24 protein-coding genes and 1 tRNA gene are annotated in these 25,072 nt (G+C 39.4%); all 25 read right to left on the reverse strand.

What is annotated here, in order from left to right; translation table 11 throughout:
- Nucleotides 1-31: 31 nt before the first annotated feature.
- The 25 genes from radA to ACJQWY_RS03380 all read right to left on the reverse strand — a co-directional run bounded on the left by radA (nt 32) and on the right by ACJQWY_RS03380 (nt 24,952).
- Nucleotides 32-1,402 (reverse strand): DNA repair protein RadA, encoded by a 1,371-nt coding sequence (gene radA, locus ACJQWY_RS03260; RefSeq protein ID WP_407076326.1) that lies wholly within the window; start codon nt 1,400-1,402, stop codon nt 32-34.
- 3 nt (nt 1,403-1,405) lie between these two features.
- Nucleotides 1,406-1,945 carry a dCTP deaminase/dUTPase family protein gene (locus ACJQWY_RS03265; RefSeq protein ID WP_407076376.1) on the reverse strand — a complete coding sequence of 180 codons (540 nt, stop codon included), beginning with the start codon at nt 1,943-1,945 and terminating at the stop codon, nt 1,406-1,408.
- Nucleotides 1,946-1,960: 15 nt separating this feature from the next.
- Nucleotides 1,961-2,257, reverse strand: a complete 297-nt coding sequence (locus ACJQWY_RS03270) for a GNAT family N-acetyltransferase (protein ID WP_407076327.1) — start codon at nt 2,255-2,257, stop codon at nt 1,961-1,963.
- 171 nt (nt 2,258-2,428) lie between these two features.
- Nucleotides 2,429-4,483 carry an ATP-dependent Clp protease ATP-binding subunit gene (locus ACJQWY_RS03275; protein WP_407076328.1) on the reverse strand — a complete coding sequence of 685 codons (2,055 nt, stop codon included), beginning with the start codon at nt 4,481-4,483 and terminating at the stop codon, nt 2,429-2,431.
- A gap of 365 nt (nt 4,484-4,848) precedes the next feature.
- Nucleotides 4,849-5,022: a 50S ribosomal protein L32 gene (rpmF, locus tag ACJQWY_RS03280; RefSeq protein WP_407076329.1), complete on the reverse strand. Its 174-nt coding sequence runs from the start codon at nt 5,020-5,022 to the stop codon at nt 4,849-4,851.
- A 390-nt stretch (nt 5,023-5,412) separates the two neighbouring features.
- A complete protein-coding gene (locus ACJQWY_RS03285) occupies nt 5,413-6,192 on the reverse strand; it encodes an ABC transporter permease (protein ID WP_407076330.1) in 780 nt (259 codons plus the stop codon).
- Nucleotides 6,189-6,830, reverse strand: coding sequence for an ABC transporter ATP-binding protein (locus ACJQWY_RS03290; protein ID WP_407076331.1), 642 nt, complete (start codon nt 6,828-6,830; stop codon nt 6,189-6,191). Before ACJQWY_RS03290 ends, ACJQWY_RS03285 begins: the two co-directional genes overlap by 4 nt.
- A gap of 14 nt (nt 6,831-6,844) precedes the next feature.
- The gene (locus ACJQWY_RS03295; RefSeq protein ID WP_407076332.1) at nt 6,845-7,783 is read right to left on the reverse strand and encodes a Dyp-type peroxidase; all 939 of its coding nucleotides are present in this window, start codon (nt 7,781-7,783) and stop codon (nt 6,845-6,847) included.
- 655 nt (nt 7,784-8,438) lie between these two features.
- Nucleotides 8,439-8,825, reverse strand: a complete 387-nt coding sequence (locus ACJQWY_RS03300) for a hypothetical protein (protein ID WP_407076333.1) — start codon at nt 8,823-8,825, stop codon at nt 8,439-8,441.
- A gap of 490 nt (nt 8,826-9,315) precedes the next feature.
- Nucleotides 9,316-10,278: a cation:proton antiporter gene (locus ACJQWY_RS03305; RefSeq protein WP_407076377.1), complete on the reverse strand. Its 963-nt coding sequence runs from the start codon at nt 10,276-10,278 to the stop codon at nt 9,316-9,318.
- A gap of 471 nt (nt 10,279-10,749) precedes the next feature.
- Complete coding sequence (locus ACJQWY_RS03310; RefSeq protein WP_407076334.1) at nt 10,750-11,340, reverse strand: TMEM175 family protein; 591 nt, start codon at nt 11,338-11,340, stop codon at nt 10,750-10,752.
- Between the two features lie 226 nt (nt 11,341-11,566).
- Nucleotides 11,567-11,638, reverse strand: a tRNA-Gln gene (locus tag ACJQWY_RS03315).
- A gap of 68 nt (nt 11,639-11,706) precedes the next feature.
- Nucleotides 11,707-12,093, reverse strand: coding sequence for an SMU1112c/YaeR family gloxylase I-like metalloprotein (gene gloA2 / locus ACJQWY_RS03320; protein WP_407076335.1), 387 nt, complete (start codon nt 12,091-12,093; stop codon nt 11,707-11,709).
- A gap of 41 nt (nt 12,094-12,134) precedes the next feature.
- A complete protein-coding gene (locus ACJQWY_RS03325; RefSeq protein ID WP_407076336.1) occupies nt 12,135-12,392 on the reverse strand; it encodes a hypothetical protein in 258 nt (85 codons plus the stop codon).
- 68 nt (nt 12,393-12,460) lie between these two features.
- Nucleotides 12,461-13,051, reverse strand: a complete 591-nt coding sequence (locus tag ACJQWY_RS03330; RefSeq protein ID WP_407076337.1) for an ATP-dependent Clp protease proteolytic subunit — start codon at nt 13,049-13,051, stop codon at nt 12,461-12,463.
- 62 nt (nt 13,052-13,113) lie between these two features.
- Entirely contained in the window at nt 13,114-14,070 is a 957-nt protein-coding gene (gene whiA / locus ACJQWY_RS03335; RefSeq protein ID WP_407076338.1) for a DNA-binding protein WhiA, read from the reverse strand.
- Nucleotides 14,071-14,093: 23 nt separating this feature from the next.
- The gene (locus tag ACJQWY_RS03340) at nt 14,094-15,107 is read right to left on the reverse strand and encodes a gluconeogenesis factor YvcK family protein (protein WP_407076339.1); all 1,014 of its coding nucleotides are present in this window, start codon (nt 15,105-15,107) and stop codon (nt 14,094-14,096) included.
- Nucleotides 15,104-16,000 carry an RNase adapter RapZ gene (rapZ, locus tag ACJQWY_RS03345; protein ID WP_407076340.1) on the reverse strand — a complete coding sequence of 299 codons (897 nt, stop codon included), beginning with the start codon at nt 15,998-16,000 and terminating at the stop codon, nt 15,104-15,106. The genes ACJQWY_RS03340 and rapZ overlap by 4 nt, the downstream gene beginning before the upstream one ends.
- A 117-nt stretch (nt 16,001-16,117) precedes the next feature.
- Nucleotides 16,118-17,512: an Nramp family divalent metal transporter gene (locus tag ACJQWY_RS03350; RefSeq protein ID WP_407076341.1), complete on the reverse strand. Its 1,395-nt coding sequence runs from the start codon at nt 17,510-17,512 to the stop codon at nt 16,118-16,120.
- A 414-nt stretch (nt 17,513-17,926) separates the two neighbouring features.
- Nucleotides 17,927-18,400, reverse strand: coding sequence for a universal stress protein (locus ACJQWY_RS03355; protein WP_407076342.1), 474 nt, complete (start codon nt 18,398-18,400; stop codon nt 17,927-17,929).
- Between the two features lie 56 nt (nt 18,401-18,456).
- Complete coding sequence (locus tag ACJQWY_RS03360; RefSeq protein ID WP_407076343.1) at nt 18,457-19,845, reverse strand: Nramp family divalent metal transporter; 1,389 nt, start codon at nt 19,843-19,845, stop codon at nt 18,457-18,459.
- 478 nt (nt 19,846-20,323) lie between these two features.
- Nucleotides 20,324-21,472: a D-alanine--D-alanine ligase family protein gene (locus tag ACJQWY_RS03365; protein WP_407076344.1), complete on the reverse strand. Its 1,149-nt coding sequence runs from the start codon at nt 21,470-21,472 to the stop codon at nt 20,324-20,326.
- A 62-nt stretch (nt 21,473-21,534) separates the two neighbouring features.
- Complete coding sequence (locus ACJQWY_RS03370) at nt 21,535-22,518, reverse strand: DUF2785 domain-containing protein (RefSeq protein ID WP_407076345.1); 984 nt, start codon at nt 22,516-22,518, stop codon at nt 21,535-21,537.
- 155 nt (nt 22,519-22,673) lie between these two features.
- On the reverse strand, nt 22,674-24,506 hold the full coding sequence (locus ACJQWY_RS03375) for an APC family permease (protein WP_407076346.1): 1,833 nt from the start codon (nt 24,504-24,506) through the stop codon (nt 22,674-22,676).
- Nucleotides 24,507-24,835: 329 nt separating this feature from the next.
- Nucleotides 24,836-24,952, reverse strand: a complete 117-nt coding sequence (locus tag ACJQWY_RS03380) for a putative metal homeostasis protein (RefSeq protein ID WP_407076347.1) — start codon at nt 24,950-24,952, stop codon at nt 24,836-24,838.
- Between the last annotated feature and the right edge of the window lie 120 nt (nt 24,953-25,072).

The following is a 25,072-nucleotide window of genomic DNA, read 5'->3' on the forward strand; positions in this document are numbered from 1 at the left end:
CTAACCTCCTTTATTAAATTTGTAGCCCATCTCAATCCAAGGCTAAGTCCAAAACTTCTCGTAACGTTTTCACCGGCAGGACCTGAATTCCAGGTACCGTTTGATCATTTTTCAAACTATTTTTAGGGACAAAAATGCGTTTAAAACCTAATTTTTGCGCTTCCAGCACTCGGTCAAGGACCCTGGGTACCCGGCGCACTTCACCCGTTAAGCCAATTTCACCCACAAACGCATCGGTGGCTTTAGTAGCGGATTCCCGATAACTGGAAGCAATCGCAATGGCTAAAGCCAAATCAACGGCTGGCTCATCTAGCTTCACTCCCCCCGCTGCGCGCACATAGGCATCTTGATTTTGCAATAACATGTTCGTCCGCTTTTCCAGTACAGCCATCAATAATGAGACTCGACTACGGTCAATTCCAGCACTCGTCCTTTGTGCATTTCCAAAAGCCGTTGGGGTCACTAACGCTTGCACTTCAACTAAAATCGGGCGGGTTCCTTCCAAAGCGACCACCACCGCAGATCCCGTCGCCGTCTCAATCCGTTCCTCCAAGAACATTTCCGACGGATTATCTACTTCGATCAGTCCACTCTGCTGCATTTCAAAAACGCCTAATTCATTAGTTGAACCAAAACGATTTTTAACCGCCCGCAATAAGCGATAGCTGCGCTGATTATCCCCTTCAAAATACAGGACGGTATCAACCATATGTTCTAAAATTTTCGGTCCTGCAATCGTTCCTTCTTTAGTAACATGCCCGACAATGAAGATGGTAATTCCATTGGTTTTTGCGATTTGCAATAACTCCGCCGTCGTTTCTCGAATTTGGGCTACTGAGCCAACTGCCGAATTCACATCCGGCTGTTGCATCGTTTGAATCGAATCAATAATGACATATTCTGGCCCATATTCATCAATCGCCTTGCGAATTTGTCCCATATCCGTCTCTGGATAAATCAAGAAATTTTGTTCATCTTCAACGCCCAAGCGTTCAGCCCGCAACTTAATCTGAGCGGCGCTTTCTTCACCCGAGACATACAAAACAACACCTTCTCCAGCGAGTTGCCCAGATACTTGTAGTAGCAAAGTTGACTTCCCAATCCCTGGGTCACCTCCAATTAACACCAAAGATCCCGGAACCACACCACCACCGAGCACTCGATTAAACTCATCCAATTGGGTTTTTACCCGGGGCACCTCCTCCAAAGTAACTTGCCCAAGGCGTTCGACTTTGGCTTCCTGCCCCGCTAAGTTGACCCGATTTTTACGATCGACTTTTTCACTGGGAATCACCTGTTCTTCCAACGTTCCCCAAGCCCCACAATTTGCGCAGCGTCCTAAATAGCGTTGTGAAATTGCACCACAATTAGAACAAACAAATTGGGTTTTTACTTTCGCCATCTTTTACTCCCCCGTCGAACCAAAACCATTCTTTCGCTCCGCCTTTTGCACTTCAGCGTCATCATCAGTTGTTAAATATGAAGCGAAAATTCCTTGAGCAATCCGATCGCCCTTTTTAATCTGGACGTCCCGAATTCCAAAATTCAGCATTTGAATAAAGAGCTCACCCTCATTATTCGGATTATCAACATAATCACTGTCAATAATACCAATACTATTTGGCAAAACTAAATAGCGTTTTAACGGCCCCGATGAACGGCTCACAATCATCAAATATTCATTTTCATTCATATAAATTTTCAAGCCAGTGGGTACTAATACCGGTCGCAGACTTTTTTCACTAGTTTGAATTTGCTTTTGCGTCAACGGACGCTTTAAAGCTAATGTTTTCAAAACTTTAAACAAACCTTGGTGCCAAATTGAAGGCACAGTAAAGTCCACAGCCGCCTCAATATCATAGCCCGCAGCCTGTTTTGTACTCCGCTTAGGTAATTGTAACCCTGCATCTTGATACTTTTTAACAATTGCAAATTTTCGCACTATTTTACCTCTCTACCCTTAATCTAAAGGATCACCATCATGCCATTCCAATTTTTGATACTCAGCATTTTGCATAAACTTCTTCTTAGCATATGAACAAACCGGGCGCAATTTTATCCCTTGTTGTTGCGCGCGTTCAACCAACAAAGCTAACATTTGACCAGCGACGCCTTGCCCTTGCAATTCCGGACGTACATTGGTGGAATCAATCGACCAGACCCGTCCGTTTTCCAAAGGTTGATACGTTAATTCTGCGTCAACTTCTTGCGTGGGATTTAAATGAAAAATCCGACGATCTTCAATCTCAAATTCCATAAGATAACTCCTTAATTTTTCTAAAGATTATTCCTCCATTTTAGCATTTTTAAGCCATTTCAGATACAAAAAAAGCATATCCACATCAACCTCATGCGAAATTCATCTTCCCGCGAATTGATTATGCATATGCTTTTTTAATTTTGATTTAAACGCGCTAAATTTTAAAAATTACTCGGTAGCTGCTTGCACAACAATTTTATCATCAACCATCTCAGCCGCTAATTCCTTAACATCAGGATTATCCAAATAGAAGTCAGCGATTTGATCTTCAAGCTGATCTTGTATAATACGCCGCAAAGGCCGTGCACCCATAGCTGGGTCATACCCCAAATCAACTAACTTATTCTTAACAGCTTGACTCACAGTAATTGTTAAACCAGTTGGCGCAATCGTTTGTTGCATATCAGCTAACATCAAGTCAACAATCTTCAGCAAATCATCCTTCGTCAAAGCATTAAATTCAACAATCGCATCAAATCGATTTAAAAATTCTGGCTTAAAGAATGGTGCTAAACGTTCCATCAAGCTTGCTTTATCTTCATTTTGATTGTTGGCCTCTGTCATCTTAGTTCCAGCGTTAGATGTCATAATGATAATGGCGTCTTTAAATGATACGGTATGTCCTTGAGCATCCGTCAAACGACCATCATCCAAGATTTGTAAGAACATATTCATGACATCTGGGTGTGCTTTTTCAACCTCATCCAACAAAATCAATGAATAAGGACGACGCCGAACTGCTTCAGTCAATTGCCCAGCCTCTTCATAACCAACATAACCTGCCGGTGCCCCAATCAACTTTGAAACACTATGCTTTTCTATGTATTCCGACATATCAAAGCGAATCATGCTGTCTTCTGTTCCAAAGAGTTCTTTAGCCAATTGCTTAGCCGTTTCCGTCTTTCCAACTCCGGTTGGTCCGACAAACAAGAAACTACCAATTGGTCGATTTGACTTATTGAAACCAACCCGATTACGCCGAATCGCTTGGGCAACCTTTTGCGTAGCTTCATCTTGACCAATCACATGATTTGCCAGGTTAGTAGCTAAGTTCTTCAATTGCTTTTGTTCCGCATTTTGTAAGTCACCAACCGGAATATCAGTCTTAGCTTCAACAATCTTTTCAATGTCAGCCACATCAATTACTTGATCACCACCGCTAACTGGTTGTGAATTCAAAGCCGCTTGCTTTTGCCGATTCAATTGTTCAACTTGATCCTTCCAATAACCCGCTTTCTCAAAATCTTCATCATCAATCGATTTTTGCTTCATATTATCAGCGTAACTAATCTGATTTTCCAACTTCTTTGGATCATCAACCTTAATCGTCAAGTTTTTCTTTGAACCAGCTTCGTCCATTAAATCAATGGCCTTGTCTGGCAAGAAACGTTCAGGAATGTAGTGATCTGAAAGGTCAACCGCCGCCTTCAAAGCATCATCAGTATACTTAACATGATGATAGTCTTCATAACGTCCCCGGATCCCCTTCAAAATATCAAGAGCTTCTTCCTTGCTAGGCTCGTTAACTTGTACCGTTTGGAAGCGACGAGCAATCGCAGCATCCTTTTCAATCCGACGGTATTCATTTAAAGTTGTCGCACCAATCAACTGGAATTCACCACGGGCTAGCGCCGGCTTTAAAATGTTTCCAGCATCCATGCTACCCTCACCAGCTGTTCCAGCTCCCATAATCTCATGAATCTCATCAATAAAGAGAATGACATCATCTCGCTTAGAAACCTCATCCATCAATTGTTGCATCCGCTCTTCGAATTGTCCACGAACCCCAGTTCCTTGAACCATTGAAACAACGTCCAAACGAATGATTTCTTTACCTTGCAACTTGGCAGGCACTTGACCATCAACAATGGCCTGTGCTAAACCTTCAACCACCGCAGTCTTTCCAACTCCAGCTTCACCAATTAACACCGGATTATTCTTTGTCCGACGATTCAAGATCTCAATAACTCGATTTAATTCTTCATCACGACCAATCACTGGATCATACTTACCCTTTCGAGCAATTTCGGTCATATTAATTCCGAATTGTTCCAATAAGCTTTCACCATCTTTTTGGCGTTCGCCGTTTTGTAGACCACTTTGTCGTTGAGCCTGTTGCGCAGCTCGTTGCATTTGTGCCCGTCGCTGTGCATTTAAATCTTTATTCATTGCATTAAAAATATCATCAAAATTCGAGAACCCAAATGAATCATAATTTGCCATAATTAGTATCCTCCATTTTATTTAAGTTTATCTTCATAGCCAGTTAATCCAAGCTCGCTTTAACATCTGCTCTTCTTTAACCTTATCTATATATTAGCACTCTATCGACTAGAGTGCAAGCTTAAATTAGATTTTTTTAATAAAAAGTCGGTATTACGTTTAAATGAAGTATTATTTATGCTTAAATCAACTCCAAACGGATATCAACGTCCGTCTTGATTACATACATTAACCGTCAGCCTGATAAAAATAAACACAGACAGCTTCGTCGTATCTATTTTATATCACAAATCACTGACCTCATAATTTAAAACAAATAAAAAAAGCCCCTGATTTAATAAATAAACCAGACGCTTTTTCTTTAATTACTTATTTTCGGTAACTTGCTTACCCTTATAAGTTCCATCAGTGGCAACGTGGTGATTAAGTACATAAACACCATTTTCGTTCATGTGGATTGCAGGGGTGTTGATACCTCCGCGTCCTCCACGACGTGAACGCTTCTTAGCCTTTGAAGTCTTATGTGTTGGAACTGCCATAATTTAATCCTCCTTTTTAACGCTACCAAGCCTAAATTGAGGAGGCAGCATGAATTAATAATCGATTATTTTCAACTGTTCTAATTTACATGATTTTTATATAAATGTCAAGAGCTAGCCCCAATAAATGCTGAAAGCTCCTCAGAAATCACCAAAGGTCATTAAAATTAATCTAACGCATTCATTTTACAACACACACGATTGTGAAACAACTTAGTATCCATTTTAAATAAAGGATTCAGTACCAAGGGACGCTCGCAGTCATCTCTTTTCAAATGAATTCTCTATCATTTGCGCTCCTCACCGTGAAATCAACAAATAATGAATATCCTCATGTAAGCACAATCTATATATTAATTTAAAACTAATATAATGTCAACTAATTCACTTTTAATTAATTGTCTCATCTTCAGGAAGTTGCAATTGCCAACTACGATTAAAGAATCCACGATAAGCTAAATACGAAGCCCAGACAGAAGCAATTCCAGTAGCGGAAAGCAACATGAAGACTACCATAATTTGATATTTAATCGCGCTAATTGGCGAAACACCGGCCATAATCAATCCAGACATCATCCCAGGCAGTGAAACAATCCCATAAGTTTTTACCGAGTCAATCGTGGGCTGCATCCCCGTCCGGATTGCCTCTCGGAAAATATCGCCCGCCGCTTGTTTCGGGGTTCCCCCTAATGCTAATCGTTCAAAAATTTGAGCTTGTTGATCATTAAATTGTTGCTTCAAGCTCCGGTAAACCAACCCGACCGCTGTCATAGAATTTCCAGCTACCATTCCAGTCACTGGAATGAGTTGGAACGGCTCCATTTTGATCACCCCAGTCACTACTAAAACGCCCATCGTTATAAACGTTGACAGCATTAAGCCCGTCCAAGCAATCCCAAACGCGTGTTCAATCCCGCCTCCACGCTTTTTACCATTCCAAGCCGCGTTAAAAACAATGAATAGTTGCATCATTAAAGTCACAATCCAATTATCAACTTTAAAAATAGCCATCAGAAGATAGCCGACAATAATCAATTGGATTACTGCCCGGACCACTGCAACAATTGTTTCATGCTCTAAATGCAATTTTTGTTTATAACTAATAAATAATGAGACTAACACTAAACTAAACGCTAAAGCTAATGAGCCATTATCTACATTCACGTTCATTTCTTCACCCGCTTTATTTCCGTTCCAAACTCAATCAGATCACGTGCCTCAGCCATTTCCTCGGCATCATGCGTCACTGACAAAACAATGTTACCTTCCGTTTGATGCATCGTTTGAATTCCCTGCCAAATTAACTGCTTCGTTTCAGCATCTAATCCAGCCGAAATTTCGTCCAACAACAAAACTTCTGGAGGAAATAGCAAGTTTCTCAATACTCCCACTCGTTGTCGTTGTCCACCTGACAACTCCGTAATAGGATGATCCAAGTAGGCGACCGGTAAATCCATCTGCTGCAAGCCAGCTTGTTGTTTTTGCACATCAATCGGTTGGTCGCGGACAATAAACGGAAAATCCAAATTATCCCGTACCGTTTTACCAAACAAACTCGCTGATTGCACCGCATATGAAACTTGCTGGCGATAGGTTCCAATCGCTAGTTCCTGAATATCTTCTCCATTAAATATAATGTGTCCACTAGTCACATCCATCAAGCGCGCTAAACTTTTCAAAAAGACACTTTTACCCGTCCCCGATTTGCCAACAATTGTGACCCAATCACCAGCATTGAACTCAAAATTAAGGTTTTGAAACACCACTTGCTCAAAGCTCACTCCAAGCTTTTCGACTTTTAATTCCATAGCTGCTACCTCAACTAAAATAGCTCTCCAGCCGCAATACGTTCCAATAAAGGTCGCGCTGGAATAAAGAACAATTGACCTGTTGTAATTTCAGAAAAAGTTAATAAATAATCACCTTGTTCCAGCATTTGTTCCAACATCCCTTTCGTTACCGTCCAGTGCCGAGCATACCCAATAAAGTATGTTCCAGTATGTTGCGATGCCGGATTTGAAAAAGGAACATTCATTCGAATAATTTTTTGTTCGATGCCGTCCACTTCTAATTTAGAAGCCACATTATGCGCATTATGAAATTTTTCATCATCTTCCAACTCTAAGTCATCAAATTTATGCCGACCAACTGCTTTTTCTTGATCATTAACTCCTAGGCGTTCCCAAAAGTCCATATTATGTGTCCATTTTTGCGCAAAGGCATACGACCCGTTTTCAAATTCGGGATCTTCATCGCCAATAATGGCATAATCAGCCGCATCATCTAGTGCGGGAGCCTCCGTCCCGTCCATAAAGCCAATAATCGAGCGACCTTCCAAAAAGCGGAAGCCTTTAGTCTCATCAAATACATCCGTAATCGGCCGCAAAAAGATCATAAACTGGCGCACAATCTCGTAAACAACCGCTTCTGATGCAGCTCGGACATGTAAGAAAATATCTCCCGCCGTAGCTGGCATAACATATTGGTCACTAGCTAGCGTTTGGTATGTTTCAAGCTCCTTTGGCCTTTTTGCATCAGGGAACAAAATATCCCAAGCGTGATTACTAAAACCAATTGTCACTTGTAGCTGGTCTTGTGGGTTACGAATTCGCATTGATCGAATAATCGCTTGCGAACGATCAGCAAATTCAGCCACCGCTGCTTGCAGTTCATCGCGCGCCAAATCCTTTAAATTTAAAACCACAAACGAAACATTTAATCCGGGATCTTTCCAAACATCTTGCGCTAACTTTGCATCCATGAGAAACTCCTTTGTCTTTTGTATTTTAGAATCATTCTAACCTACCTATATTTTAACGCACTTTAAATCACTTGTCTAATAACTTTACTTTAAATCTTTTATAAATAAAAAAGACATTCTAAAGAGCGATATCTAATTATTCTTAAGCCTATTATTAGCGAAGTCTGCTTAATATGCTTGATAATAAATTAAATCCTCAAATGGGGATCAAATAGGGAGAAGAATAATAAACTAAAACCCAAAATCATGAACACCACACGCCAATATTGTCTATAAAAGCGTTCATGTGCCGGATAGTCACCGAGTGTTTCCAATCAAATTCACTGTAACAGTACCGCCTTCATCAATCCAACCCTTTAACTTTTGATAATTTCTAACAACGTTGACATACTTTTTATAAAGTGACGAAGGCATCCGTATGCTTGATAACCAACCTCTTGCTTATATTGTTATTCCTCATCTAAAACTTTCACATGCGTTTATTAAGTTCCTATCAAAAGCTCGTCATATCAGTATTTCCCAGCAACACTAAATAATAAGACCCCTTAGCTGTCAAAAAATAAACTGCGCCGACCCGACACTTTATTTTCCCATCTTGATCTTGCGCTATATTCGATAAACCAAATTACGCATCAATATACTCCCGCATGTTCCGTTAATCCGGTATATTCCATTCCGAAAAATGATAAATTTGGAAAAATTGATAAAAGTCTACTATATCTTTCAGCGCAAAATAAGCAATCACGTTTAAAGTTATTAAAACGACACTAAAAATCAAAATTCGGTAGACAGATGCACCAACCAATTGTTTCAAATCGGCATAACTCATCGTATGTCCGGTTAAAAGCGTCAAATCAAGACAGGCTACTGTATATAAAACAAACGGACTATAATTACCACTACCTAGCCCATTCCGTAAACCCTTCGACATATATAGATAAAAAGTCCCATGATAACCAGTCATATTCATCCAAATTATTAAAAGCAAAATCAATACACCAAACACAGTCACAAACACACTTGCTTTATTATATTTTCCCATATCATATCCACCCTTGCTGATTAACGAATTATTCTAATCGTTAATTACAACGTCATTCAAGCAACCCACTATATATATTTTTTATTATACCCTGAAAGATTGGGTCAAGTGTTATCGTTTACCACCTTAAAAAATATTTTAATTAATTAAATCCAATTTGATAACCGCTTGAGATTAAATATAGTCCGTCCAAGACCAATTCTTTTCTTAAAAATAACTCGATCGATAAACGTTCGAAAATCGTCTAGACTACCGAAAATGACAAACAGATTTTATCAGAATTTTTACCTGATAATTTCTAATTCTTCGGCGTCTTAGACAGTTAGTAAAGAACAATCCTTCCCTCAGAAGGAATTACTTAGTAACTTCTTGATACTAACCAGCTCTTAAAAGCATAAAACACATTAGTTAGATTAATCCAACTAATGTGTTTACTTGTCGATGAAAAATAATTTATCTGATTAAAATCGTACTCATGCACATTCGTCCATTAAACCTTTTTGAATAAAGGCTTCATAATAATTGGCGCAACTATTGTAGTAATAATGACCGCCACTATAAATTCTGATGATGTATCATCATTTATGATATTTGATGAAATCCCGATTTGAATAATCACCAAAGCCATTTCCCCTCGTGAAATCATCCCCGCACCAACGGCATGCGATATATTGGCACCCAAATCAGATAATCTAGCACCAATATACGAGCCATAATATTTGGTAATAACCGCCAAAACACTAAAAATGATAATCGGTAATATTTTATGACCTAATCCTTGCACTGCCACTTCCAGCCCAATTGAGCCAAAAAATACTGGATAAAAAAACCAATTTCCCAACTTAGTACTAATTGAACCAATTTTTTCAGAAACATCAAATCTTCTCAGTAAGATTCCTAAGGCGAAGGCAATTAATGGTAATAAGCTATTAATACCCAAGCTTCCACCCCCGATAAAAATTGAAAAGAGAGTCACAGCGAACAAAGCGATAATATCATCCAGCACCGCTGCTGATATAATAATTGCTCCCATCGGTGTCGCTAATTTTCTTTGTTCAGCTAACACAGCTAAAGTAATTGAAATTGACGTAGCCGAGAAAACCACCCCTGAAAACATTGCAACTTGCATACTATACCCAAGCAATAAAAATGTAATTGGGAAAACAATGACGGGCAGCAAAACTCCCATTCCTGCGATAAAAGAAGATGCTTTAATATACTTTTTCATTTCTTTTAAATCCGATTCTAGCCCGGAATTTAACATTAACAAAAAAACACCTGTATCAGCAATGATATGAATCAGATGCGTAGGCTGCACCACATTCAACAAACTGGCGCCCAACAGAATCCCCGATAATAGCTGTCCAACCACTTCAGATAAGCCAAAGCGCGTCCCAATCTTCCCTAATACAATCGTCACAATTACTAATAGCAAAATTAATAGATATTCCATTCTTTCTCCTAACATTTAAAAAAGCTCCAAAAATGGTTAGTTCCCCGACTAACAATTCTTGAAGCTTCCGCTCAACCGTCTAAAATTATTTAAATTAATTGTAACATGCTTTCATTAGTAATATAAAGTGTTCTTGCCCGTCATTTTAAAATCTTTACAGGATACACATAGATCCATCACACCATTATTCGTTACTCCCTTAGCCAACCAAAACAAATAACCTTAACAATTAAAATCATAAAAATCAAGGTCATAAACAATAATGCTTGATTCATACTAGGAATACGTGGCTAATTTTACTAAAATGGCTTTTCTACTCCAAACGTTGATATACGGATATTTCGAGCGGTACTTTTTTATAAATTTCATAATCAAGAAAATATGCTCATTAATAATTTGTAAATATGATTACTCAAAAAGCCAATTACTTTAACTTTTGGGTCCACCAAATTAACGACCAACTTTCATTTTTTAAAATATTTTATCCCCATCAGCAGGCGTAGAAATCGCCATAGTAATCAACTCAATTGCCGTCGCAATAATCATAATTGGTGGATAGACAAATGTTAATAAAGCAGATATTATCAGCCCTAACAATAAATACTTATTACTTATTAATCTATGCGCTGACATATTCCTAATTTTTAGCGCTTTATCTGGATTGCTAATATCTAGTTCATTTGCTATTTCGTGGGATAACCAAACATATGCAATTGACCAAACTAAAAATATAAAAAAGTAAAATAGTTCCGGTACAGTCTTATCAAAAAATTCTCCAACCCATGCTGTAGACACAGGAATCAACGACATCGAAAATAACCAAAAATTATTTATCCAATAAATTTTTTTCGAAATACGTTCTGCAACTGCAAACATATAATGATGGTTATACCATGCGACTAGTATGTAAAAAAAACTAATAGCATAAGAAAATAAATATGGAAGTTCTCTTATAATTCCTTCCAATTTATAAGTTTCTGGTGTCTTAAATTCTAACACCATAATAGTTGCAATAATGGCAATAATAGCATCAGTAAATGCTTCTACTCTACCTTTATTCATAAATAAATACCTCGTTTATTGTCTTACATTTTTAATAATACATAATTTCATAAAAAATTTAATAAAAAATCGCCTTAACAATTAGTTAAGGCGAACATGCCAATAGGCAAAAACTTAATTTTCCATGTGCACTCACAATCAAGTTATCCCTAATAGTACTTACGACGGTTAAAACGGGTGCAAGTTATGTTTTAACACCTATGAATGACTATATACAGCCATTTAACTGGGTATGCTGGATTCGAACCAGCGCATGCTAGTACCAGAAACTAGTGCCTTACCGCTTGGCTAATACCCAATCAATGTACTTAATTATACACTGATTAATTTTTTGTTTCAAGTTTTTTATACCAAAACAATCTAACCCTATTCGTGCAACTCCAATGGTTGCTTATCGGGGTCAAAGAAAAAAGTCATCGGCCGTTGCGTTATGTCATCCAAGCGAACTGGCTCATACTTAATTCCGAGCCGATCAAATTCTTGCAAAACATCAGCTAAGCTGTCGACTTTAAACGCTAAATGTCGTAGACCCAACGCTTCGGGATAGCTAGGACGCTTAGGAAAATTATCGGAAATAAAAATTTCTAATTCCTGTTTGCCCATCTGCAAATCTAACTTTACATCGTGTTTATTCGCACGAACAGTTTTTCGAACCACCTTAAAGCCTAATAAATCGACATAAAAATGCCGCGTAGCCTCATAATTTGAAGCATTCAACGCAATATGGTGAATTACGCCTAAATTCAATGCCATTATTCAAACTCCCATAATCCTAAGTAGCCTTTTAAAAATAGCTATTCTACATCCAAATCATTTAAAATCGCCAACAACACCTTTGCATCTTCCAAACGACGTAAACCAACATAAACATCTTGATATGTGGACGACTCAAAAGCACCCCGATTTTGATCTAACAAAACTTGATATACTTGATTGTTTTTCAATAATCGTCCTAATTGTCCCCACGTTAATGGTTGTTGTGGTTGATCACTTGCGACAATTAAAAGATGTTCCCCATTATCCGGCTCTGCCATAACTTTATACTGTCTCATCGCTCCCTCACTTCCATTATTATAAGAAAAGAGCGCAGCCATACCCTGACCGCAGCTCTCCCTAGTTTTTATCGATCACTTGATTTGGTTAAAATCTTATCAATCAATCCATACTCAAGCGATTCATCGGCATCTAGCCAGTGGTCCCGCTCGATATCCTCATTAACACGCTCCAAAGATTGACCAGAATTATCAGCCAAAACTTGTGCCAAACGCTTCCGAGTCTTAAAAATTTGCTCATAAGCAATCTTCATCTCAGTTTCTTGTCCTTGCGTTCCGCCCATTGGCTGGTGAATTAAGAATTCAGAATTAGGCAACATGAAACGCTTACCACGCGCACCAGAAGAGGCCAAGATTGATGCCATTGAGGCAGCCAATCCAACCACGATAGTTTGAACATCGGCGTGCACAAAGTTCATCGTGTCATAAATTGACATTCCAGCCAAAACTTCACCGCCGGGTGAATCAATATACATATAGATATCCTTATCTGGGTCCTGGGCATCCAAGAATAAGAGTTGTGCTTTAATAGTCGCTGCCATCGCCGAATTAATTTCACCTGTCAGCATAATAATTCGATCGATTAACAAACGTGAATAAATATCATATGACCGCTCCCCGCGGGCAGATTGTTCAATAACATATGGAATTGGATTCATTCTTAAATTGCCTCCTAAATTATGTAACCTATATTCTATATTTTATCTTAGATTAGGTCAAACTATTTTATATCTTTAGGTAATTGACCACCCGCTCGTAAAGTTTCAGCTAAGGTTGAAAGCTTTCTTAAGCGATGATTTACCCCAGATTTAGTAATCGTACCGGATTTTACATATTGACCAAGTTCTGATAAAGGATCATCACGATGAGCTAAACGAATTTCCGCAATTTCACGCAATTTAGGTGGCAAACGGTCTAAGCCCAATTCTTCATCCAAAAACTCAATATCCTGTACTTGTTTTTGACTAGCACTCACAGTTTTATCAATATTAGCATTCTCCGCATTGACTAAGCGATTCACCGAATTACGCATGTCACGCATCACTCGAATATCTTCAAATTTCAGCATCGCCATCGTCGCGCCCATCAGATTCAAAAGGTCAACAATTTTGTCTGCTTCCTTTAAATAAACGATATATCCTGAACGGCGCTCGACAATTTTAGGCTTTAATTTAAATTCATCAATTAATTCAGCAATTTGTCGTGCTTGCTCTTCATACAAAGAATAAATTTCTAAATGATACCGCGAAGTTTCAGGATTATTTACAGAACCGGCAGCCAAAAATGCTCCCCGTAAATATGAACGAATCATCCCCTCGTCTGCTAACCAGCTCACATCAACCGTAGTCGTGATTTCACCATTTTCAAAAATATGTAAATCATTTAACAACGCATTAACATCTTGATTAATATGCACTACATATAAATTATTCTTCTTTAATTTCATCTGACGGCGTACTGAAATTTCAGCCACAACATCATAGAACTTTTGCAGTAAAGATAAAATGCGCCGTGCCGTCGCCGCATTTTCCGTCTGTACACTTAAGGTCCATTGCATATTGCTTAAACCTAGCGCCCCGTTCATTCGAATCAAGGCTGACAACTCTGCCTTTGCATTTGTCGCTTTCGTGATTTCAAGCATCGTTAATTCTTTTTTTACATCACTTGCAAACGACATCTTATCTTGTACCCCTCTAAATTCTAACCATTATTTCGTGCATCTTCTTCAATTTGATACAATAAATCAGCCAATTTATTGGCATCATGAAAGACTCCATCATCACGCAAATCCATCAAATCACCCATAATTGGTACCGCACCTAATTTGCGCACCTCATCTGGATCTGATTTAACCTGATGCGAAATTTCATTCCAACGCTGCCAATCGATATAATCTTCTGGTACTTCACCCGTGTTCATAATCACTGCATTAATCGCTTGCTTACCCAGTTGGCGATTAATGACCTTAACATGATCGCTGTCAGAGAAATCATCCGTCTCGCCCTTTTGCGTCATAATGTTAGAAATATAAACAATCTTTGCCTGCGTGACACGCAAAGCCGCTGCCACATTAGGAATGCTAATATTCGGTAAAATACTAGTGTATAACGAGCCAGGACCTAATACAACTACATCCGCACCTAAAATCGAATTAATCACTTCCGAGTCAGCTAACGGCGAGTTTCCGGCGGTATTTTCCACCCAAATATAATCAATTGACTTATGCGCAGCGGTTATTTCCGCTTCGCCCCGTAACACCGAGCCATCTTTAAATCGAGCAATCAAATTCAATGGCTCATTTACCACGGGATAAACATGTCCTTGCACACCCATCATAGTTGATAATTTTTGAATGGCTTCAGAAATATCACCACTTTGTTCAGCCAAAGCGGCAATCATCAAATTACCAATGGTATGATGTGCGAAAAAACCCGCATCATTTGAAAAACGATATTGAAATAGATCCAAGAAATCCTTGGAGGCATTGGACAAGACAGCCAACACATTACGGATATCGCCAGGCGGAACCATTCGAAGATAATCTCTTAGCGTCCCAGAGGACCCGCCATCATCAGCTACCGTAATAATTGCCGTTAAATCAAGCGGATATCGCCGGAGTCCGCCCAGTAAGACTGATTGACCTGTTCCACCGCCAATCACCACAATTTTTCCAGGTACGGGTGAGGCTCCAAAATATCCTTGTTCTTCACTCATACGCGAACCCCATTATCTTTACGGCGCATTAAATCGCGATGATATTCTGAGACTTGCCAATTTAGTGCTAAATCCTGAGCTAAACGGTGCGCAAATGCAACCGAACGATGCTGTCCGCCCGTACATCCAAACGCTATCGTCAGCGTCGACCTACCTTCGTTTTTATAACGTGGTAAAGCCCACTTTAAAATATCAACTTCCCTTTGGTAAAATTCATCAGCACCATCTGACTTCCAGACATAATCAGCCACTGCTTGATCTAGCCCCGTCAAATCACGTAAATGAATATCATAATAAGGATTATCCAAAAAACGAACATCAATCACTAAATCGGCGTCCAATGGTACCCCATACTTAAACCCAAAACTCATAACTTGAACTTTAAACAAATTAGCTTGGGCTTTGGCATCACCATAGTGAGTCAAAATATATTTACGCAATTCCCGAGGACCAAACTTAGACGTATTCACGACATCGGTAGCTAAACGCTTAATCCCCGCAAGCATTTCCCGTTCATGTTCGATATCATCAAGCGTCCCAGACCCTAAGCTCAATGGATGATGACGTCTCGTTTCTTTATAACGAGCCACCAATTCTTCGTCATCTGCTTCTAGGAAAAGAATCCGCAACTGATACGCTTGATTTTCATTCGTGTCTTCCATCTTTTGGATAACTGGCTTTAAATCAGTAAATAATTGTTCTGAGCGCAAATCAATCACAACGGCGGCATTCATTTGTTCGGGCTTATGCAACAAAAGGTCCCAATAAGCTGGCAACATATCCGCTGGCAAATTATCAGTGGTAAAGTAATTTAAATCCTCAAATGCCCGCATTGCAACTGTTTTACCAGCCCCAGACATCCCTGTAATTACAACTAGCTCTGGTTTTTCCATTATTGCCTCCCTGAACTCATTTCTTTCAATTATACCAATTTAAACCTAACACCGTCTATAAATTCCGTAAAAAAGGCTAGTACCTCGTAGTACTAACCTCTTAAGTCTAATTTATCTTCAAGCCACGCCTGGTAACACCATCCCCACGATTAATTTCATATTTAGAATTGTTAAAATCACAAAAACGATCCAAGCCACAATAACCATCCAACGCGGGTTAACAAATTCAGCACCCATAATTTTTTTAGAAGACGTAAAATAGATTAACGGTGCCATCGCAAATGGCAAAGCCACCGACAAAAAGACTTGTGAATACACTAAAAGCTGATCCAGTTTGCGCTCATTTCCACCGTAAATAATGGTAAATGCTAGGACAGGCAACAAAGCCAGCCCTCGTGTGACAACCCTTCGCAACCATAGTGGAACTTTCAGATGTAAGAAGCCCTGCATCACCACTTCACCCGTCAACGTTCCTGTAATAGTTGAATTTTGTCCAGAAGCGAGCAAGGCGACTGCAAACAAAGTTGATAAGACCGGTGACGCCACCGCACCTGCTATTTGATTATTTTTCAAAGCATTATACATATCACCAAAGCCACCTACCTGATCGGCATGACCAAAAAATAGAGCTGCTCCTAAAATCAAAAGCATCGAATTAATCACAAAGGCTACTGATAGCTGCAAATTAGAATCCCAGGTCATAAACCGCACAGCCTCTTTTAAAGCCTTGGGGTCATCACGATTGACTCTGCGTGTTTGAGCCACCGATGAATGTAAATAAAGATTGTGCGGCATGACTGTCGCTCCAATAATTCCAAGTGTCATCATCATCCGTGATTCACCGCCTGGTAAGGTACTTGGTGTATTATCAAAAGCCGCTAAAGATGGTACATATCCAACCAACGTCGCTGCCCAATCTGGCTTAGAGATTACCACTAAATATCCAAAAATCAGCAGAATAGTGACAATCAGCGTCATAACAATCGCTTCAATCTTCCGAAAGCCAAATTTCATCAATAATAAGAGCAAAACCACATCCAATGCTGTAGTAAATACGGACAAAATCATCGACCAACCAAATAATAAGTGCAACGCAATTGCTCCACCAATGACCTCTGCAATATCAGTGGCCATCAAAGCGAGCTCCGTAATAATCCATAAAACAATTCCCATTTTCTGACTTGTATGTTTCCGCGTCGCTTGGGCTAAATCTTCTTGCTTAACAATTCCTAATTTCCCCGCCATATATTGTAAAATCATAGCGATAATTGATGACAACAATACTACCGAAAGTAAAATATAATGATATTGCGCTCCTCCACCAACCGATGTTACCCAGTTACCTGGATCCATATAACCGACGGCCACTAACGCTCCCGGCCCCGAAAACAAAGCCAACTTCCGCCAAAAACTTTGTGCGCCGTCTGTTTCAATTGAACTGTTCACTTCATCCAAACTTAAATCGCTCGTCGCAGGTTCGTACAAGCGATGTTTTTTCAAAAACTCTAACATTCCCATCTCCCCACTTTATTGTCAAATGACTTCAATCCTTCTACAACGTTCAAAATATGCCTGCAGATCGTTTGGTACCACTACCACTCAGTTGACGTTCATTTAACCGGTTAATAAAAAACTGAGTTAAGCTAAATATAATTCATAAAGCTGTCCAAAAGTTTCAATTTTTGAACCTTTATGAATGATACCTAACGTCATATCTCGTACTGCATTTATTTTTACGTGTCTCACATTAAAAGTCAACGTATAAAATGAGGGATTTATGTGAAAAATATTTTCCGCCCTATCTAAACCACGTTATTCTGAGATTCATTCATGAATTTCAAAAACATCAGTGCCATTATTATCGATACATTACAATAAAAAAGACCAAGATATTGAAATCTCAGCCTTTAACATAAAATTAATTTTTTAATGCCGGTATAATTGCCGAGCCACCATTACTGATACCCGAGCATGCCGCGAAACATAAGTTGCTTGTGAGCCCAATGAATCCCAGAAACCTTCCCGAGAGTGCGCTCCAATGATAATCAAGTCCGCTTGAACTTCGGGTGCAATTTCATGCACTAAAATATCACCGGCCTTAGAACCATCTTCAAAGACGGTTTGAACATCTTTGACCCCTTTTGAAAGTGCAAACTCACGATAACGCTTCAAATTTTCTTCATATTCGGCCCGCTTAGCCTTAACCGCTGTTAATGACATGGCTTCGATTGTCGTTAAATCTCCCATTTCTAAAATGGTGGCAATCACTAATTTTGAATCATCTTCACGCGCTTGATGCACCGCGTTTACCAAGGCGAAATAACCTTGTTCCGATTCATCAACCCCAACTAAAATTGTTTTAAATTGGTTTGGTTCAATGTTTAAGTCCAGTTTACTCATAGTATCTCTCCTGACCGCTTTAAGCTAATGTAAACGTTTACCGTTCTATTATACCATTAGAATAATGGGGCGATAATCCCCCAACATAGTTGTAGATTCAAAACTGTTAAGACAGCAAAGACGATCCAAGCTATTACTGTCATCCACTTCGGATTAACGAATTCTTCACCCATCACCTTTTTAGATGATGTGAAATAAATCAATGGTGCCATCGCAAATGGTAAAGCCACTGATAAGAAGACTTGTGAATAAATCAAAAGCTGATCTAACTTATTTTCATTTCCACCGTAAATCAAAGTAAACGCGATAACGGGAGCCAATGCTAACCCACGCGTTACAACACGCCGGAGCCACATTGGCACCTTCAAATGCAAGAATCCTTGCATAATCACTTCACCCGTTAAAGTTCCCGTAATTGTTGAATTTTGTCCTGAAGCTAGCAAAGCCACCGCAAACAAAGTTGACAAAACCGGTGAGGCCACGGCCCCAGCGATGGTATTATCTTGAAGCGCATTATACATAGCGCCAAAAGTTCCAACTTGATCAGCGTGTCCATAGAACAAAGATGCTCCAAGCACTAACAATAATGAATTAATAATAAAGGCTAATGTTAATTGAATATTTGAATCCCAAGCGGTAAACTTAACCGCTTCTTTTAGTTCTTGCTTATCATCTCGATCCACTTTACGCGTTTGTGAAATCGAAGAATGTAGATACAAATTGTGCGGCATGACAGTCGCTCCAATGATTCCCAAAGTCATCATCAAGCGTGAGTCACCACCCCCAGCGGCTGGTGTGTTATCTAAAACTTGTAATTTAGGTAAATAACCTGCAAACATCGCTGACAAATCAGGCTGTGACAAAACAACCAAGTATGTGAAAATAAATAAAATAGTTAAGATTAAAGTCATAACAATTGCTTCAATTTTGCGGAAGCCAAACTTCATCAATAACAGTAACAAGACAACATCAAAAGCTGTTGTCAAAACTGAGGCAATCATTGACCAACCAAAGAGCAAGTGCAACGCAATCGCCCCTCCAATAACTTCGGCAATATCCGTCGCCATCAAAGCCAGCTCAGTAATGAACCAAAGGATAATTCCACCCGTTTTAGTCGTCCGTTCGCGTGTCGCCTGTGCCAAATCTTCTTGCGTAACAATTCCAAGCTTCCCAGCCATATATTGCAATAACATCGCAATCAATGAAGAGAGGAAGACAATTGATAAGAGCACATAATGATATTGCGCTCCTCCACCAACTGAAGTAACCCAGTTCCCAGGATCCATGTAACCCACTGCCACTAAGGCACCAGGTCCTGAAAATGCGGCCAGTTTATGCCAGAATGAGCCAGTCTTGGGTGTTTCAATGGTACCATTGACTTCATCTAAGCTCAATTCATTCTCAGCATCCTCAATTAAGTGATGCTTTTCGTTCGCTTCGACCATACCAAATCTCCTTTTCGGCTCTTTTGAGATAATGCTATCTCTAAGCCTATTAAATTTTAATGTCAAGAAGCAGGGCGCGAGTTCTACCGGTTGCGCTCTAACCTGTCTGATATATTGTGTAATTCACCCATATATCAGTCTTTTTTGAAAACATGATTAAATACAATTCATAAAGGATTTCATTCAACATTTTATGTTAAAAGCTTATGAATAATACCTAACTCGCTCCCGCCCCCCTGGACTCATATATTGTCTATCTTATTAGATAGAAAGTCAATATTATTTTTAAGCTCTATTTAATGTAAGCGTCAACAACGCATACTAGCCCTCATAATTATTTTTTTAAATAAATGATTAAAAATTTCTGCTGAATATTATTAAATTAACATCATATTTTAGTAACCTCATTTTTAACATCAATAAACAATTTAAATATAAAAGCAGCCTGTTTTAAACAAGCTGCTTTTATCTAATTTTATTAATCTTTAACTTCAGCGTTATATTTTTTCTCGCCCACATGTTCTTCCCCAAGCGTGACGAAATCATATGATAACTTGGCATTTCGCTCAAACTCAGCTAGACCGTAATTAATAATTTCATCAATTAATTCCGAATAACCCAAGCCTGAAACTTGCCACATTTGTGGATATAATGAAATATTCGTGAAGCCTGGCAGTGTATTTGGTTCACCCAAATAAGGAACACCATCCGCATCCAGCATAAAGTCCATCCGTGTCAAACCAACTAAGCCCAGGGCTTGATAAGCCTTCAATGCCATTGACTCAATTTCAGCGACCGTATCGACTGGTAGTTCAGCTGGTAATTCAAAGACCATTCCTGAAGCATCCACAAATTTATTATTATAGTCGTACCATTCATCATTTTCAGGGAGCACAATCCCCCCAATTTTTGAAACGCGTGGCTGCTCATTTCCCAAAACAGAAATGAAAACTTCACGCGGACGCTTTAGCCCGGCTTCAACTAAAACTTTATAATCATATTGTAAAGCATCTTGCAATCCACGTTGATACTCTGCTTCATTCGTCACGCGCGAAATTCCAACAGAAGAACCTTGCTTGGCTGCCTTCACAAACAAAACATCACTCTGCAAACGCTCTTGTAATTGCGCAAAGGTGTAATCACTCTGTGTTTGATCCGTCAACAATACATAATCCGTATTACGAATACCGGCTTGATTCAAAATCCGCTTCGTCAAATCTTTATCAAACGACATGGCTGACGCTGCTGTTCCAGCTCCAATAAACGGCTTTTGCAATAGTCGGAACAAAGCTTGGAGTGTTCCATCTTCCCCTAAATTACCATGAACAACGGGATAGAACAAATCAATTGACTCCACCTCACCCAAATTTTGAATAGGAGCTAACGGATTCTTCAAATCCAACTCTTTCATGCCTGCTTCGACGATTGTATCTTCATCTTCACCTTCAAAAACACGCCATGAATCTTGGGGATTCATAATATAACCCGCTTTTGATATTAGAAAAATTGTGACATTATATTTTTCCTTATCCATAGCATCATAGATATTATGGGCGGAGCGTTTTGAAACATCATGTTCTGAGGAATTCCCCCCAAACAACATGGCGATATTTAGTTTCTTTGTCATATCCAAATCTCCTGTCGATTTTTTATTATATTTTACCCTAATATCCAGCCTTAGGATAGTCTTCAAGCTAAAAATTCACTAATTTGCTCCAAATATTCATGAATAGCGATCGGCGCTGTCCGCTGTAAAATAATGGTCCCCATCAAATGTGAGCGATTATAATGTTGCACCCACACCGCACGTGATTCATTTTTTTGTAAAGCACACATCATTTCGGGACGCCATTGCTTTAATTGTGTCAAAAGATAGTTTTCATATATCGAATCTAAATTAGCTAAATTAATGAGATACCGTGCAGTATTGCCAAGTTCACCCATTGTTAAGCTATCTGTTAAGCGTTTGATTCGTTCCATCAAAATCGTTTCTAATAAAATTTTATCCGCGCGATCAATCTCATCTAAAGCGGTAATCATATCTAAAAGCTGACTAATGTGCGTAAACGCCAAGGCCCAGCCTTGTGGTTCTAAATAGCCCCGTCCATCTTGTTCAAAAGCAACATAGACCGCCGTTTGTTGTACCAAACGTTCCCGCCGCTCCAAATTTAGATAACTAACCTTTTGCCGTTTAGCCGCAAACAATACCGATACTAATAAACGCACCGCATATGAACGACCAAAGATTGCTTGATTATGTGGTTCGTCAATATGCGTAAATAAAATTTCATCCTGTAACAAATAATCAAATAGCCAGGCTTGTAACTCTTCATTGGCCAGACCCTCTTTGAGCCACTCATTCAATGTACTAAAAACCGCCTGCTCTCGTAATTCAAAATCAGGTGATTGCAGGCCGGGCAAAAGCGCCTTCAAATAAGCTATCGTAATTTGTGTTGGATCAGTGTCCAATATTTGTTGAAACTGGTCAACTGCTTGCCAAATGCCCTGTTCATCAGCTGGACTGGGCAAGTCGACCGGCTGGCGTGTTACCACCGTCAAACTATCTAGCACCGCCCCAACTTCTAACCCTAACGAGGAAAAAAGCTCACCTTCATGCACTAATTCACGCAATTCTTCGATGACATAACGTACATTATCTATGCGATAATCCATCCCATGCTCCTCTCGTATTCCTTAAATCAAACTATTAATTGAACTTAACACTCTACCTAAGACTTTGTAAAGCATTGTTCAAATATGTCGTTTCTTAAAAACATACAAAAAGAGAGAGAAACACTTTTAATTTCCCTCACTTCATTAATTATTTTTTATTCAGCCAAATGGAAATAATATGTGGCAACTGTCACATCACGTGTGGCTAACGCAGCCTTCAAACGCAAACTATTTTGGTTATGCAAGGCATTTTGCCATGAGGCATGCGGAATAAATTGCGGAATCAAGACCGTTAATGATCGATTCCGCTCTTTTGATCCCCGTGAAATTTCATCCACGAAACGCAATGCAGGTACCGTAATCGAACGATATGATGTGTGTACATCCACATAGCGTACGTCCGGGAATTCTCGCTTGAATTCATTGCTCAAGCGTTGTTCACGCTCGGGGTTTGAATCGAATGAAACATGCAAAGCCATGACATTATCACCAATTGATTTAGCGTAGTCAACGGCCTCAGCGGTGACTTTAGTTAAATTAGAAACTAAAATCAAAACATCGGCGCCATCATAATGATGCCGTTTAATCGGCTCCTTCGATAAGACCCGCAATTGTTTCCCAATTTTGCGATAATGCCCGCGAATAGTAAAGAAGACATACAACAGGACTGGCATAATTACCAAATACGGCCAAACATTGTCAAAGCGCAAAGCAAACAATGTCAAAACCAAAACAGCTGAAATTGCGGCCCCCACGAAATTAATCACGGCTTTGGTAATCCAGTGTCCCTCACGTTCACGCCACCAGTGAATTATCATCCCGGATTGTGACAGGGTAAACGGTACAAAGACTCCCACAGCGTACAAGGGAATTAAAGCTTCCGTTGATCCATGGAAAATCATAATCAACACAATTGAACCTAATGCCAAAGAAATGATTCCATTCGAGTAGCCTAATCGATCCCCTTTATCTAAATAAATATGGGGCATAAATTTATCTTTAGCCAAATTAAAAGCTAATTGTGGAAAAGCTGAAAATCCGGTATTAGCAGCCACTGCTAAGATAGCGGCCGTTGAAACTTGAAAAATATAATACAGCATTCCGTGACCAAAGACTCCTTCGGCAATTTGCGCCAAAACGGTCTCTTCACTACTTGGACGGATTCCCAACCAGTATGACAAGAAAGTCACACCACCAAAGAAAAAGGCCAAAATGATAGCCATCATAACCAAAGTTTTCGCAGCATTCTTAGCTTTGGGTTCCTTAAAATTGGGAACTGCATTGGAAATTGCTTCAACTCCAGTCAATGAGGAAGAGCCACTAGAAAAAGCTCGCATGACCAAAACTAATGACAAGCCACTAAAACTCGTTCCAACCGCTGACGGTGCCTGGAAATCAACGTGTCCTGTCGCAATATTGTAGAGACCATAGGCAATCATCCCCGTCATCATTAAAATGAAAGCATATACGGGAACGGTCAAAAAGCTTGCTGATTCACGAACACCTCGTAGATTAATTCCCGTCAACAATAATACTAACAACACCGCAATTGGCACTGAATATTTATGAATGCCTGGAATGGCCGATGTAATCGCAGCCGTTCCAGAAGTCACTGAAACTGCCACCGTCAACATATAATCAACTAAAAGCGAACCACCAGCCACTAAGCCGGGCGTTTGACCCCAATTTTTAGAGGTAACTAAATAAGCCCCTCCACCCGATGGATAGGCATGAATAATTTGCCGATATGATAGTGTAATTGCTCCTAATAGAACTAACACTAACAAGGCGATAGGAATTTGCAGCCATAAAGCAACCGACCCAACCGCAATCAATGCTGTGGTAATTTGCTCAGTTCCATATGCGACTGATGATAGGGCATCTGACGACAATAGCGCCAAGGCTTTCCCCCGACTTAAATGCTGCGAACCTTCATCTAAAGTTTTTAATGGTTTCCCAATTAATAAACGCTTCAAATAGCGCCACATAATTCCATCTCCTTATTTCCCATATTCAATATTATTTCTAAGCTTACAGCTTGCTATTGTAGCCTTTTTATATTGCTTTGTCTATGAGATTCCGGAACATATTTTCGAACTAAAATTTCATGAAAAGGCTAGTCTTAAAAATTAAGGCTCCCTTATCATAACAAGTTTAATTTTAATTGCAACCACTTGCTTTTTTTCATCAAAAATTCTACAAAAAAGGCCGCAGCTCATACCGCGACCCTTTTATATTTTTAAGCATCAAAAGCAAAAACATCAACAACTAATAATCACTGTCATTAGCCCAATATTTCCGATGCTGAGTTTTTTAATTACTTGCGACTTTGTTTCCGAGCATCATGCAAAGCTTTTAAAGCTCGCTTCCGCGTTTTAATATTAGGACTATGCATCTTCCGCCGTGCACTCGCAACATCCATTCTTTCTGTCATAATTAGATCTCCTATTTGTTTAAATTTAAGCAAAAAGGGACGGGCTCTAAAAGCAAGCCTAGCAATCCTTCACTTACAAGTAGTAAGTATACACCCCAAGTGCCATTTTATCAAGCCGAG

The organism is Weissella kandleri (assembly GCF_045504165.1).
Classification (GTDB): Bacteria; Bacillota; Bacilli; order Lactobacillales; family Lactobacillaceae; genus Weissella; species Weissella kandleri_A.

Excerpts from the sequence above, each read along its gene's own strand:
- radA (WP_407076326.1), bottom strand. The coding sequence starts at position 1,402 with ATGGCGAAAGTAAAAACCCAATTTGTTTGTTCTAATTGTGGTGCAATT.
- ACJQWY_RS03270 (WP_407076327.1), bottom strand. The coding sequence starts at position 2,257 with ATGGAATTTGAGATTGAAGATCGTCGGATTTTTCATTTAAATCCCACG.
- ACJQWY_RS03275 (WP_407076328.1), bottom strand. The coding sequence starts at position 4,483 with ATGGCAAATTATGATTCATTTGGGTTCTCGAATTTTGATGATATTTTT.
- rpmF (WP_407076329.1), bottom strand. The coding sequence starts at position 5,022 with ATGGCAGTTCCAACACATAAGACTTCAAAGGCTAAGAAGCGTTCACGT.
- ACJQWY_RS03285 (WP_407076330.1), bottom strand. The coding sequence starts at position 6,192 with ATGAACGTGAATGTAGATAATGGCTCATTAGCTTTAGCGTTTAGTTTA.
- ACJQWY_RS03290 (WP_407076331.1), bottom strand. The coding sequence starts at position 6,830 with ATGGAATTAAAAGTCGAAAAGCTTGGAGTGAGCTTTGAGCAAGTGGTG.
- ACJQWY_RS03295 (WP_407076332.1), bottom strand. The coding sequence starts at position 7,783 with ATGGATGCAAAGTTAGCGCAAGATGTTTGGAAAGATCCCGGATTAAAT.
- ACJQWY_RS03300 (WP_407076333.1), bottom strand. The coding sequence starts at position 8,825 with ATGGGAAAATATAATAAAGCAAGTGTGTTTGTGACTGTGTTTGGTGTA.
- ACJQWY_RS03305 (WP_407076377.1), bottom strand. The coding sequence starts at position 10,278 with ATGGAATATCTATTAATTTTGCTATTAGTAATTGTGACGATTGTATTA.
- ACJQWY_RS03310 (WP_407076334.1), bottom strand. The coding sequence starts at position 11,340 with ATGAATAAAGGTAGAGTAGAAGCATTTACTGATGCTATTATTGCCATT.
- gloA2 (WP_407076335.1), bottom strand. The coding sequence starts at position 12,093 with ATGGCATTGAATTTAGGCGTAATTCACCATATTGCGTTGAATGCTTCA.
- ACJQWY_RS03325 (WP_407076336.1), bottom strand. The coding sequence starts at position 12,392 with ATGAGACAGTATAAAGTTATGGCAGAGCCGGATAATGGGGAACATCTT.
- ACJQWY_RS03330 (WP_407076337.1), bottom strand. The coding sequence starts at position 13,051 with ATGAATCCAATTCCATATGTTATTGAACAATCTGCCCGCGGGGAGCGG.
- whiA (WP_407076338.1), bottom strand. The coding sequence starts at position 14,070 with ATGTCGTTTGCAAGTGATGTAAAAAAAGAATTAACGATGCTTGAAATC.
- ACJQWY_RS03340 (WP_407076339.1), bottom strand. The coding sequence starts at position 15,107 with ATGAGTGAAGAACAAGGATATTTTGGAGCCTCACCCGTACCTGGAAAA.
- rapZ (WP_407076340.1), bottom strand. The coding sequence starts at position 16,000 with ATGGAAAAACCAGAGCTAGTTGTAATTACAGGGATGTCTGGGGCTGGT.
- ACJQWY_RS03350 (WP_407076341.1), bottom strand. The coding sequence starts at position 17,512 with ATGTTAGAGTTTTTGAAAAAACATCGCTTGTACGAACCTGCGACGAGC.
- ACJQWY_RS03355 (WP_407076342.1), bottom strand. The coding sequence starts at position 18,400 with ATGAGTAAACTGGACTTAAACATTGAACCAAACCAATTTAAAACAATT.
- ACJQWY_RS03360 (WP_407076343.1), bottom strand. The coding sequence starts at position 19,845 with ATGGTCGAAGCGAACGAAAAGCATCACTTAATTGAGGATGCTGAGAAT.
- ACJQWY_RS03365 (WP_407076344.1), bottom strand. The coding sequence starts at position 21,472 with ATGACAAAGAAACTAAATATCGCCATGTTGTTTGGGGGGAATTCCTCA.
- ACJQWY_RS03370 (WP_407076345.1), bottom strand. The coding sequence starts at position 22,518 with ATGGATTATCGCATAGATAATGTACGTTATGTCATCGAAGAATTGCGT.
- ACJQWY_RS03375 (WP_407076346.1), bottom strand. The coding sequence starts at position 24,506 with ATGTGGCGCTATTTGAAGCGTTTATTAATTGGGAAACCATTAAAAACT.
- ACJQWY_RS03380 (WP_407076347.1), bottom strand. The coding sequence starts at position 24,952 with ATGACAGAAAGAATGGATGTTGCGAGTGCACGGCGGAAGATGCATAGT.